The organism is Alteromonas sp. G4i13 (assembly GCF_054960505.1).
In genome coordinates, this window is sequence record NZ_JBHNYX010000025.1 from 60,094 (window position 1) to 72,160 (window position 12,067).

The 12,067-nt window shown below is 44.2% G+C and carries 9 protein-coding genes; 5 read left to right on the forward strand and 4 right to left on the reverse strand.

All coding sequences use genetic code 11. From position 1 onward, the window contains the following. Window positions 1-108: 108 nt before the first annotated feature. From ACFI6J_RS13400 to ACFI6J_RS13410, 3 genes are all read right to left on the reverse strand, one after another. Window positions 109-2,094 (reverse strand): class I adenylate cyclase, encoded by a 1,986-nt coding sequence (locus ACFI6J_RS13400; protein WP_156086721.1) that lies wholly within the window; start codon window positions 2,092-2,094, stop codon window positions 109-111. A 169-nt stretch (window positions 2,095-2,263) separates the two neighbouring features. Beyond that, window positions 2,264-2,923, reverse strand: coding sequence for a hypothetical protein (locus ACFI6J_RS13405; RefSeq protein ID WP_039232398.1), 660 nt, complete (start codon window positions 2,921-2,923; stop codon window positions 2,264-2,266). A gap of 176 nt (window positions 2,924-3,099) precedes the next feature. Continuing rightward, window positions 3,100-3,675 (reverse strand): DUF4136 domain-containing protein, encoded by a 576-nt coding sequence (locus tag ACFI6J_RS13410; protein WP_039232433.1) that lies wholly within the window; start codon window positions 3,673-3,675, stop codon window positions 3,100-3,102. Between the two features lie 252 nt (window positions 3,676-3,927). Between ACFI6J_RS13410 and ACFI6J_RS13415 the strand changes: the two genes are divergently transcribed. Further along, window positions 3,928-4,989 (forward strand): L-dopachrome tautomerase-related protein, encoded by a 1,062-nt coding sequence (locus ACFI6J_RS13415; RefSeq protein WP_156086720.1) that lies wholly within the window; start codon window positions 3,928-3,930, stop codon window positions 4,987-4,989. Window positions 4,990-5,006: 17 nt separating this feature from the next. Continuing rightward, entirely contained in the window at window positions 5,007-5,558 is a 552-nt protein-coding gene (locus tag ACFI6J_RS13420) for a DsrE family protein (RefSeq protein ID WP_156086719.1), read from the forward strand. A gap of 316 nt (window positions 5,559-5,874) precedes the next feature. On the opposite strand, the gene ACFI6J_RS13425 is transcribed toward ACFI6J_RS13420, so the two are convergent. Further along, window positions 5,875-7,557 (reverse strand): acyl-CoA dehydrogenase family protein, encoded by a 1,683-nt coding sequence (locus ACFI6J_RS13425; protein ID WP_156086718.1) that lies wholly within the window; start codon window positions 7,555-7,557, stop codon window positions 5,875-5,877. Between the two features lie 249 nt (window positions 7,558-7,806). Between ACFI6J_RS13425 and ACFI6J_RS13430 the strand changes: the two genes are divergently transcribed. The 3 genes from ACFI6J_RS13430 to ACFI6J_RS13440 all read left to right on the forward strand — a co-directional run bounded on the left by ACFI6J_RS13430 (window position 7,807) and on the right by ACFI6J_RS13440 (window position 12,015). Next, complete coding sequence (locus ACFI6J_RS13430) at window positions 7,807-8,607, forward strand: PaaX family transcriptional regulator (RefSeq protein WP_156086717.1); 801 nt, start codon at window positions 7,807-7,809, stop codon at window positions 8,605-8,607. A 185-nt stretch (window positions 8,608-8,792) separates the two neighbouring features. After that, window positions 8,793-9,905 (forward strand): hypothetical protein, encoded by a 1,113-nt coding sequence (locus ACFI6J_RS13435; RefSeq protein WP_156086716.1) that lies wholly within the window; start codon window positions 8,793-8,795, stop codon window positions 9,903-9,905. Between the two features lie 184 nt (window positions 9,906-10,089). After that, window positions 10,090-12,015 carry a GGDEF domain-containing protein gene (locus ACFI6J_RS13440; RefSeq protein WP_156086715.1) on the forward strand — a complete coding sequence of 642 codons (1,926 nt, stop codon included), beginning with the start codon at window positions 10,090-10,092 and terminating at the stop codon, window positions 12,013-12,015. Window positions 12,016-12,067: the final 52 nt, after the last annotated feature.

Below are 12,067 nucleotides of genomic sequence, written 5' to 3' on the forward strand. Positions count from 1 at the left end.
CTTGTAATTCTAAAGCGCAAGCTTTTTCTGCATATTTTTTAAACGGAGAGATAGTGTGAGATGGAGTACTACGCTTGGCGCTTCTTTGAAAGCGTTACGTTGGACGTATCAGTATAAAACGGTGAAATTAAGCTCGTTAGCTTCTAAGAACTCGCCGAGTATTCGTGCTTGTTGATTTCCACGTGGCACCATTACATAGCACGGCGGCTTTGGGGTTACTTCTTGTAAGTCGTACCACAGCGTATCCAGCACGTCGCTGCCGTGTCTCAAAAAGGTTTCACCCCAAGACGTCGTATAAAGAATGGATACATTCTCTACCGTGGCTTTTTGGCGTAGGGTGGGGAAGTTCACAATGGCAAAACATGCCGTTATGCGTTCTGGCGCCAGCAAGTCATTACGCGGTAGTGACGACACTTTGACAGGAGGAAAATACTTGCACAAATGCTTAAGCAAATCGTTCAAGTCTAGTTCGCTCACTTCACCGTAATTGTAATCGAGATAAACCTTACTGTTTGTATCTATTATTTTGCTCGACACAAGCCAGACCATCAGTGCAATGGCGCTAGCCGCTTGAGTAACTTTTTGCGAATCGTCGATAATGCCCGATTTACTCAGTAAATCACCAGCATAAGCTGACCATACTTCATCACCATTTTTGAGCTGACGCATAGCAATGGTGATCTTTTCACAGTAAAGGCTTTCATCAAAAGCGCGTCGCAAAAACTCAATTTTATCCGGCTTTTTAGCGTAATAGGTACTTAATCGGCGACCTAGAACGGTCATGTCTTTTTGATCCATCACCTGTTGATGATGACTGATCTCTTTGGAGATACGGCGGTAACACTTTAATAAAAAGCGGTGAATTCGACGGCTCAGCTGCACACGTTCATTGAATGTCCAATCTTGTTGGTTATCCAAGTGGGCAAGTAGTTTGCGGCTCCACCCCCACTGTTTTGCATACGAGGCCATAATTTTGCGTTTGAAATTCGCTTGCTCACCTTCTACAAGCGGGAGGCTCAATGTACACCCACATTTCAAATATAAACACTGCTGCAATACAGCAATATCTTCCGCCTGACCATTGGCTTTGTAGTGAGCGATGAGTTCGTCAAACATGAGTGCGTAGGGGTCGATATCTGCAACATGCCCTGGAGCTTCAGCACCGCGGTGTACATGCTTTTTCAAAAGGTTGCACAGTGGTTGTCCGTGAGAGATATTGGCAAGGTATACTTCAAGCTTTGCCATTTTTAATACGGACTTGAATGGCGAGTCCATGGCTTTGCCTAATTGCCAGATGGCGGCGCCAAAAAGTTCGCTTGCGTCTAGTCGCTCTAAGTGACCCAAGTCCATGAACCAGTCTACGTCTGGTGAGCCGCCTTTTTCCAAACTATTGTAAATAGCCTGATACTGCTTCTCTGTTGTTTTCTCTGGAGTAAGCCACCAAAACGGCGCTTTGCCTGCTACTACTATATTGGTATTGTAAAACTCAGCTTTTAGAAACAGGGCTTGCGCCGAGCCCGCGCTTTCACCTTCAGCGACGCCAAAATCGTTTTGCTTAACTTTATCTATCTCAGATAAAAAGAAATGCACTTCAATACCAAAGGTGTTATCCGCCCATTTTTCAATGGCTGTTAGCTTTTGTTGAAGTAAAGTCAGCTCAGTAGTCGAAAAACGTTTACCGTCAATACACACCCAAAAATCAAAGTCTGAGTCGTCAGTCTGAGCAATAGTCCCCACGCTACCCATTAAAACCAGTGCATCAACCGCCCGCTGTCTTGGCCAAATTTGCTTAATGTCTGAAAACAAGTGACTCTGTGCAGGAAAACAGCGCTGCAAAGCTTGTTCTACATCAGGTCTAAACGAGTAATTGTTGATACCAAATGGAACGGTTTCACCCGAGGTGAGTGGGGCCACATATCCTGGAAGGGCTTCGTGGTTAACATGTACAAGAAAGGGAAGCACATGAAAAAGCGGCCTGTGCTTTTCAGGCATGAGCGTGAGTGCACGCTCAATGCGTGCTTTGTTGTATCGCAATACGCGCAATAACCTAATGGTAAGGTTTTGCTGAACGGAAAGCGGCTGTTGCGCTGCCATTATGTCAATCTGCACTTCATCATGCAGCCAAGCATAGCGTTATTTCGCGTCGACTTCCTCTAATTTCGCACAGAAAAAGTGATTCTTAATTTGTGATATTCCGTACTTATCTGCTCTCGTGTAAGAGGGAGGTAATGAATAGTGACTTATTCACTTTGTAAGATTGCCCTTACTGCTTATCAAATGCATCAATTAGCGCATCAGTTTTACCATCGGAAGAAAAGCCGAACCCGTTTTTATTGAATATCAGCGTATTGTCAGACGTCACTGACGTTCGGGCTTCTTTTAAAAATGACTGGATAGTCGCTTCGTCAGTGCCTTTCTCTTGTAGTGTTGATGCAAATGACGTGGCATCTCCCCATTCTTTGAACTGAGACAGACGAGATGTTTGTTGAATAAGTGACGTAAGGTTGGTGTCCTTTTCTAGGTACTGTTGTAGGCGCAACGTGGTTTTATCAAGCTCTTGCTCGCCCTGACTGCTTTCAATCACCAGCTCGCCTTTACTCACCGTTAGCTTTGTATCGTCTGAAATACCAAGTTTTGCCGCTAAATCACTTAATTCCGAGGCAAGCTTTTGCCGATTAAAATCGAGGTAGTTTGCAATTGTGTTGCCGTTGAGTGAGGCCTCGCCGCTTTCTATTTTTTCAAGATATGTGTCAATTTGATTGCCCTGTAGTTCACCATTAAACGCACTGAACGCATCACCGAGAGCATTAGCCTGCTTGGATTTTTCTACAACATCTTGAAGTGCGCTTTGGGCATTTGCTGTGTCGCCCAAGTAATTGAATAGTGAAGGTGAAGATGACAAGTGGCTGTATGTGGTATCCATTTCTGACTCTGTGTAGCTCACTTCATAGCGTGGGGCATAAAAGTGGGGGACCTAATATAGGCATTCATACGCAAAATCAGCGCCAAGTTCATCGTTATGAAGAGTTTTTATGGAGTAGGGGCTCTTGCGAGCCCTTAGCGAAGAAGTCGGTTCTTAATTGTTGACCCAGGTGTGAGCTACCTGTTCGACGGATATTGCTCAAGGAGCTTGATGACGAGTTCATCAAGTTTATTTTGAATGCTGATACTGTCTTTCGACTCCAGCTCTACCGCTCCCGACGCGCTGTAAACAAATGTACCGTCTTTAACCATGTCAATTTGAAGCCCTTGTTGAAGCGTGGTTTGCTCTCCAACCGGAATGCTAAAAATGCTACCCAATGAAATGCCGCCAGAGCGACCGTAACTTCCGGTGCCCAGCCCTAGATTCAAGGTGGTGCCATCCTCTTTAGTGGTGGTGGAAGGTAGGTATCCCACCGCAATATCGGCGTCCTCCTCCGAAGATGGGGTGAGGCCTTTCTCAATGAGCCGCTGGGTAATGGCTGAGGAAAGATGATTGGCCAGCGTCGCGTTGATTGGGTTTAAAGGAGGCTGAATATAGAACGTTTTAATATCGGCAAAGTTTTGTGTTTCATCCATATTTACTTGAGGCTTACTACTACTGCATGCGGCAACCACGACCATACATGCTGTTAAAAGTAGCACTGTTTTCAAATACTTTGCCTTTTGCATTAAACCAGTTTCACGTTTTTTCATCATACTGCTGTGCATAATTTTCAGTAAAGTTTGTTAGCTCTTAACTTAAACGAGCGCATACCGTGTTTTGGATCTCATAAGTGGTAAAGCTAGTTTCATCACTTGATTTTCGTCAGCCTGCATAGATAAGCCGCTAAAAGGTTTTCCACATTCACAATAAGACCGTATGCTTTATTCCATTCAGTTTTGTTAATGCGCACCGCTTTGTGGTGTGTGCTGACAAGCGAAGCCACTAATTAAAGGTAAAAGGACATGAATACAAAGCGTATAAAACAAGGGGTACTTGCCACGAGTGTCGCCGCACTTTTTTCTGTAAATGCAATCGCGCAACATTCACCAGACGCGAATGTTGAATTAGTGGGTGACATAAAGGGCACGCAAATTACCGGTGTTACGGTAAGTAATGATGGTCGTGTATTTGTGAATGCGCCCAACTGGCGTGACGGCGTTCGCTTTTCCGTAGCTCAGGTTACCGACACTGGAGAATTTGTCGCTTACCCTAATAGCCAAACAAATGAATGTGTGGCACAAAGCGAAGTAAGAAAAGACTGCTTTTTAGCGGTGCAGTCAGTGGTTGCGCACAAGGATAAGCTGTATGTGTTGGACACCCGAAACCCTAAGTTTAAAGGTGTAGTGGATGCACCTCGCTTATTTGTTGTTGATTTAGCCTCAAACGAAATCGAAGGGACCTTGATACTTAGCGAAGACGCTTATCATCCAGATTCGTATATTAATGACTTGCGAGTAGACGAAAAAACGAATCGCATTTATATGACCGACTCGGCTCACGCGGGTTTAGTGGTATATAACCTTGATGACAATACCAGCTATCGTATTTTAGATAACCATAAAACCACTAAAGCTGAAGTCGATGCGTTAAGTATTCAGGGCAAACCCTTTACTATGCCTGTTCAGTCTGACGGGATCGCGCTAGATTCGTTAAACGACACTCTATATTTTCACGCATTGTCTGGTTATTCGCTGTATGCCATTAACACATCTGACATCGAGAAATCGTCAAATGACGTGTTGGCAGAAAAAGTGCGAAAAGTAGCGACGACAGGCGCACCAGATGGCATGATTTTTCATCAAGGTAATGTTTATTTAGCTGACCTGGAAAAGCAAGAAGTACAGTACCTTACGCCAAGTCTAGACCTTCGCACCCTTGTGAAAGGTGATGTGGTGAATTGGGCTGATACCTTTAGTATCTACAATAATGCGCTTTACTATACCAATAGCAAAATACAAGATGCGGGTAGTGATGTTAGCGACATGACATTTGAAGTGTATAAGACAGCGCTACCTGCGCGTTAAAGTTCGAGGAATTAGCAATGAGCATCACAAAAGGGATTGGCAGCGCGTCACTGGGGTTTGCAGCAGCACTCTTAGTAACCGGGCAAGCTTCAGCTAAATCAGATTTTGATTATGGCCCTGTGTTTGACACTTTCGGCAAGCATGCTCATGTTGAGGGCGTAAGTTTTCCTGAAAATCAGACGTTCAAGGTTGCGTTTGACGTAGCCAAATCGGCAAGCCCTGGTGAGGTAAACCGCAAGTTTGAGTCGCTGGCACGGTTTATCAATATGCACGTAGCCAACGGCGTTAAGCAGGAAAATCTTTCGCTTGCGCTTGTCGTTCACGGCTCTGCCACAGAAGAAGTGCTTAAAACTGCAAACTTCAAAGAGCGTAAGGGCTTACCTAATGGAAACGAAACGCTACTTGTAGCGTTGATGGAGAAAGGTGTAGACGTAATAGTGTGTGGGCAGTCTGCCGCTGCCCATGGCGTTGAAAAAAATGCGTTGATAGACGGAGTGAAAATGGATTTGTCAGCCATGACAGCCCACGCGCGCCTGGCACAAAAAGGGTATTCGGTTAACCCTTTTTAAGTTGTGGGTTAATTCCTCTTGCGCACAGGAGCTTAACTATAGCTCCTGTACATTGGCTAGGTAGGGCCTGTTGACCTTTGCTGTACATTTTTGCAGCGGTCTGTGTGCCATCTAGACAAGGCGAATGTTCGACGGTTTAGTGGTTCTAAATCGAGAACATTCAACGCAGTATAGATGGCACAAAGGCGCTGCCCGAAGGGGTCGTTATGGAAGCCTTTTACTCTTTGTCACAGTCCTTTAACTTAGCCCGCTAGGCTTGCAGGACTGTTTCGCGATTAAAAGGCTTCCATTTAGACCAAAATTCGTACACCAAAGGTCAACAGGCCCTAGACGATACCTGCCCAAACGCAATAATTTTCTCAAACGGCGTGGTGTCTGGCAGAGTCCCCAAGGCAAAACCACATGCATTGCCAAGCCTTGATTCACAGAAGGTGTGGGCAATGTCGATAAGGGCGTTGTCGTTATTAAGTGACGTAGCAAGAAGTGAACATGCTTGTAGCGCTAGCGCCATTTGTTCTGTTAAATATCGGCTGCGCGTTTCCATATTCTGCGTGTTTGATAGCTCGTCGAATAGCTTACTAAGATGAATATCATAGTGCTTGTTTTTGCCTGCTTGTGTTTTAAGCTCACTAAACAAAGCCTCTTTAACATTGGGCTCTTTGGCGAGTGCGCGCAGTACATCTAAACATTGTACGTTTCCGCTTCCTTCCCAAATAGAGTTCAGAGGCGCTTGGCGATAGTATCGTGGCATGGGGTTTTCTTCAACGTAACCAATACCGCCTAAACACTCTTGAGCCTCGTTAACAAACATAGGCGTGCGTTTACAAACCCAGTATTTTCCAATGGCGGTAGCCAGCCTTGCCAGTGCAGCTTCATGATTATTGCTCGATGCACTATCAACCGCTTTGGCAACGCGCATAGTGAGTGCAGTAGCAGCCGCACATTCAATGGTGAGGTCTGCCAATACATTCTGCATTAAAGGCTGATTGACTAAGGTCTTGCCGAATGCGTCGCGATGACTTACGTGGTGTAAGGCGTGAATCAGTGATTGTCGCATAAGTGCTGATGAGCCAATCATACAGTCTAACCGCGTAAGCGACACCATATCTATGATCACCGGCACACCGCGGCCTTCTTCGCCAATCAAATATGCCGTGGCTTCCTGAAATTCAACTTCAGACGATGCATTGCTCCAGTCACCCAGCTTGTCTTTCAAACGCTGAATTCGCACGTTATTGAGTGCACCATTTTCCAACAACCTTGGTAGCAAAAAACAGCTTAGTCCGCCTTCCGCTTGCGCAAGTATAAGATGAGCGTCGCACATGGGGGCTGAGAAAAAGAATTTATGCCCTACGATATGGTAACTTCCATCAGCCTGTTTCACCGCTGTAGTGGTATTACGCCTAACATCCGACCCACCTTGTTTCTCAGTCATCCCCATACCAATAGTCAGTCCATGTTTCTGACTAGCTGGCAGGGAACGAGGATCATAAACACCATTAATGGTTTTCTCTAGGTATACGGGCGGCAGCTGTTTTCCATACCGCATGGCCGGAATAGCTGCGTGGGTCATAGTAAGCGGGCAAGACGTGCCAGACTCAGCCTGATAATGCATATACATTAGCGCCGCTCTGAAGGTGTGTGCGCCTTCAATGCCTTCATGCTTCCACGAATAGTTGTGTACATTGTGCTGCATCGCACTTTCCATAAGCGCGTGATAGCTGGGATGAAATTCAACATCGTCAATGCGGCGGCCATAGCGATCGAATGTGTGGAGAGTTGGCTTATTCTTATTAGCAAGCTCTCCGTGAGCCATAAGTGCATCCCCCGCGATTTGACCATACTGTCCTAATAACCCTTCATCATGTTGGTGGGATGATGGCATATGCTGATCGACTAACACGCGCAGTAAGGTGTCATCACGCCACAAATTGTAGGGCGTGGAAATGGTGGGTTGGTTTTCTACAGCGTGCGTAACAAATCGATTTGATGAAGTCATGGCATTTCCACTTGGTGAATATACAAGGTGTACCCTTGAAATGGGCTTTTACTTTAAAGGGCTACGTTAAAGCACTATCTCCAAGTACTACCTTAAAACATTACACTAATAGTTGTAAATTGGTATTTCATGTAATGTTTGTGCGCAGCGCGTGTTTATATAATGATGAATGCGTATATGTTTGGCCTTAAGCCAACTTATATTTTAATTAGAGTTACGTCCTATCTGAGACAAAGAAGTAAATAGAGTTTGCAATTAGAAAAACAGAAAAAGCCCAATGCAAGAAAGCTACTGCTAAAGCTATTGGGCTCCCGTGACAATATTCAAATGAATGCCAGCGCAGCAGTTCGCGTAGGGGCGCTGTTTGGTATTTCTGAAAATAACATTCGGGTAACGCTCACGCGTTTACAGTCTGCACAGCTTATTAGCTTGGTTGAACGCGGTTTTTACAAGCTGGGCGACAAAGGCATTCGTTTTGCAAAGGAAATTCATCAGTGGCGAGAGGATGAGGATGGGCTTGTACCCTGGCAAAACGATTGGGTTGTCGCTCAAACCAGCACGCTTCCTAAAAGTGATAGAAAGCAGCTCAGAAATAATGAACGAGCGCTGAAGCTTTTGGGGATGAGAAAGCTGACAAACGACGTTTACCTCAGACCGAACAATTTTTCAGGCGGAGCAGGCGAAGTAAGAGACAAACTTTACACGCTTGGTCTATCGAGAAAGGCGCTCGTGTTTAGTGCCAGTGACTTTGACACTAAAGCACGCAGCAGGGCGATGGGATTATGGAGCCACCTAAACCTAGAGGTACTTTATAAAGACGGATGCATCGAAATAGAGGAATCTCTTGCTCGATTAACGTCTTTACCCCTTGAAGAAGCAACCAAAGAATCTTATGTGATAGGAGACAGGGCGTTATACCACTTGGTGTTTGACCCCTTATTGCCATCGCCACTTGCAGATGTAGCAATGCGTGAGCGCTATCGTAATCTAGTAAAACGGTACGATGATGCTGGCGCACAAATTTGGCACCGCTTTTTAAATCAAAACTAAGCGAGATTAAAGGTAAACAGCTCAAAAAGAGGGTTACAGATACGTTACACACAGTTGAGCGTAAATTTCACATATAGATGTATTGTGTGAGAACAGTCAGAAAGATGAGACGGTAAGTAATTATTTGGCCGCATAGAACGCTAAGTGTAATTAGCTCTAATGGAAGTAGCGTAAATGGAGAGAAGATGACCGCATCAAGACCGTTATTTAAGCATATTCGCAATCATACAGCGCTTTTCAATGAGCTTTCTCAGTATCGAAACGCCGCTGTAGATACCTTGGGGTTTACGGGGTATGAATTTCATAAAACGCCAAAGTTCGTAACCGAAGATGGAAGTCGGCTTACCATAGAGCCAGAGAGAAGCATTGTACTGCCTAAAGTTCATGCGTTGTCGGGCTTGAAGAATAAGCTGACACAGGCTATTCCCACGTTACATATGGTTGAGCATAGTGAAATAGGCTATCGCTACCCAACGGCAGCGTTGGCTGGGCTAGACGCGCCATTTATTAAACGCATGCGTTCTGAGTATTTTCACAAAGTGGATGAAGATAGAAGTATTTGCCGCCCTGTGAATTTGTCGTTCGGAATTAAAAGTCGCGGAAAAGCTGACAACCGACAAGAATACGAAGTGTGGATGCCAGACGAAGCGCCAGATCAAAATCCGCTTCCTCTGCTCATCAATGCCTATGGCGAAGACTTACCCGATGATGTAAGACACTTTGTTGAACAACCCTCGAGAGTACACGGTTGGATGGGGGTTAAGCGGGCAGCATTTGAAGCGCTTTACACAAACAAGCAACATTGTGGTGATTTGATAATTTGCGTCGCCATGAGTGTAGACGCCTACAACATTGGCGCTAAACCCGATCTAGCTTATTCTCCTGAAGCAGAAAGCTCTATTGCTGTAAGCAACGCAGAGTTTGAGTGGGAAATAGAGGGGTACTATGCTCCGCGAGGCTGGGCGTTTGACCACGATGAAGTGTGGGCAGCAATAAATCACACGTTAGAAGCTATCAATGCGCCGCTCGATGATTTATACGGCAACGAAATCATTCCTATTGCCGAAAGTAAAACGGAGCGAATTTTGTCAACATTGCAATCACTGGGCGTTAGTCAGGAAGAAGTAGACGAACTCAATCTTCAGCCTTGGGAGTTCATGCTAACCGAAAGTGAGCATAGGGTTAAAGCGCACGATCCCAGCCGTTCGGTTAATTTATTAGGTAGACTAAATCGGCTCTTTTACCAACCAGAGCAGCAGTTGCCTTCACTAAATTGGATGCATGACTTAATTGTTTAAGTTGACGAATTAGAGTAATATAAGGGTTTGCTGATGCTTCGAGCCTAGAGGCTAGTTAAAAGTTTGCAAGGATGAAAATGTTGGTTCTTTTTCGACGTTTTTGCTGAAGTATAGGTAAGCGTTTGCTCCTTAAAGAAGTTTTAGTGCTATACATTAAGTTATAACTAAAATAGGGGAGCACGTCGTGAAGCATTCTCAGTCCTTATATTCCCTTCAAATGAAGTCAACTCAAATGCGCCTCAAACATTATCTATTGATCACCTGTCTTTTCAGTCTACAGGCGTTAGCTAACATCAATGATTTTTCTGAATTGAATGCTGATAGGACTTATGCCGATAGCGCTGAAAAATTATTGGAACGGTTAGCCAATAATTTAGATGCATCTTCTCAAGATAAACTCCATAAACTCGGTGCATTGAGTTCGCCGCTTCAATCAAAGTTCGAGTTGAGTAAACTGTTGATGTATTACTATATATCTTACGACGAATATTCACTCGCTCTAGAGCAAGTAAAGGCAATTGAACAAAACGCTCTGAATACGAAGTCTGAAAGCCAACTCGCTTTTGCGAAGCTATCCGAAATCGCTATTCTCAGCCGTTTGGACAGGGTCAAAGGGAAGCGCGCTGGAAGTGATGATTTAAAAAGGTACTATTCCGGTCTCTCTTCACAGGTAAAAGACGCACTCAAGTTCAACTATATTGTTTTTGTCGCACTATCTGAAAGGAGTAGTCGAGAGGCCATGCTTCTTGGCACGGAAGTAAACTATTTATCAGAAAATAACTCTGGAGTGGGGGATTTGATGATGGGTTTACACGCTGCCTATGTAGTAGAAAACGTTCCCTCTATCAAAATTGAGCTTTTAAATCGGTATATAGACTTCTGTGAAGCTCATGATATACCCGTTAAATACTTCATTCATTTTTACAACGTTATTAGCTACTTTCTAAAGCAAATAGGTGACCCCAATATTGTAGGCACTTACACCGATCGATATTTGGCCTACGCGACCGCATCTGAGGATCAAAACGAGATCTACTTTGCCTCACTAAAGAAAGTTGAACAATTATTTTTATTAGGCAAAAACAAAGAAGCTCTCGTACTGTTGGAGCAGGCTGAAAATGGCCACAATTCAGTACCCGAGCGCTGGAAGTTACAAGGTAAGTTTTTGAAAGTTGAGTTACTCGCCTCCCTTGGTCAACTAGAGCGAGCAAATCAATTGTCAGAATATTTAAGTAACGTACTTAATTCGAATGGCTTGGACGAGCCTTCAGAATTCAAAATTGCCAACACACTGCTTTCATCGTCACAGGGTAACGTTGCGAGTGCATTAAAGCAGATTCAAGCCGAGTTTAGGCGATTCCGCTTTGACGTAACAATGGACCGTTTGAATTACTTGGAAGAGCTAACGAATGCGAAAGAGCAGGAGCGTAAGGCACTATTTGATTCAAGAGACAAAGCACGTCAGCTAGAACAAACTAATCAACTCCTTGTTTTCTGTATCGTTTCCATTTCATTGATGGCGATATTTTTAGTCAAAATGATTGTAAGCAAGAGAAAAGCTTACGAAAAGCTTGAAATCGCAAACAAAACAGACTTATTAACGGGAATGCTCAACCGTCGATTCTTGCAAATGAAACTGGAGCAAACGTTCTCCATGTTGAGTAAGAGTCGTAGAAGCGAAGAGGCAGTACTGCTTTTTATTGACATCGATATGTTCAAATCTATTAACGATAACTTCGGTCATACAGTGGGTGACAAAGTTATTTCTATGGTCTCTGGGCAAGTGATGGACTGTATTAGAGAGCGAGATTATGCAGGTCGTTACGGTGGTGAAGAATTTGCAGTAATACTTAATAATCTAAATGCTGCGCAAGCCATGGATATAGCAGAGAGGATCAGAGTTAAAGTTAGAGAGCTAGAGGACTGTACTTTGCTTGGACAAAGAAAAGTGTCAGTAAGCATAGGTGTATCAGCATTTGATGATCGATTTAAGTCTCTTAACGAATGGTTAAATGATGCTGACCAAGCTCTTTATGAGGCGAAACGCAGTGGAAGGGATCAAGTCGTTCGATCTAACTTCAATGAACCACCTCAAATAGTGGAAGTTTAACCCTAGTAGACCTTTTGAAAACCTGTAACTAAAAAGACTTATATGTAAAATT

What these genes read in the sequence shown, in the direction of transcription:
- ACFI6J_RS13410 (WP_039232433.1), bottom strand. Translation starts at nt 3,675, where the DNA reads ATGAAAAAACGTGAAACTGGTTTAATGCAAAAGGCAAAGTATTTGAAA.
- ACFI6J_RS13425 (WP_156086718.1), bottom strand. Translation starts at nt 7,557, where the DNA reads ATGACTTCATCAAATCGATTTGTTACGCACGCTGTAGAAAACCAACCC.
- ACFI6J_RS13405 (WP_039232398.1), bottom strand. Translation starts at nt 2,923, where the DNA reads ATGGATACCACATACAGCCACTTGTCATCTTCACCTTCACTATTCAAT.
- ACFI6J_RS13400 (WP_156086721.1), bottom strand. Translation starts at nt 2,094, where the DNA reads ATGGCAGCGCAACAGCCGCTTTCCGTTCAGCAAAACCTTACCATTAGG.
- ACFI6J_RS13420 (WP_156086719.1), top strand. Translation starts at nt 5,007, where the DNA reads ATGAGCATCACAAAAGGGATTGGCAGCGCGTCACTGGGGTTTGCAGCA.
- ACFI6J_RS13435 (WP_156086716.1), top strand. Translation starts at nt 8,793, where the DNA reads ATGACCGCATCAAGACCGTTATTTAAGCATATTCGCAATCATACAGCG.
- ACFI6J_RS13415 (WP_156086720.1), top strand. Translation starts at nt 3,928, where the DNA reads ATGAATACAAAGCGTATAAAACAAGGGGTACTTGCCACGAGTGTCGCC.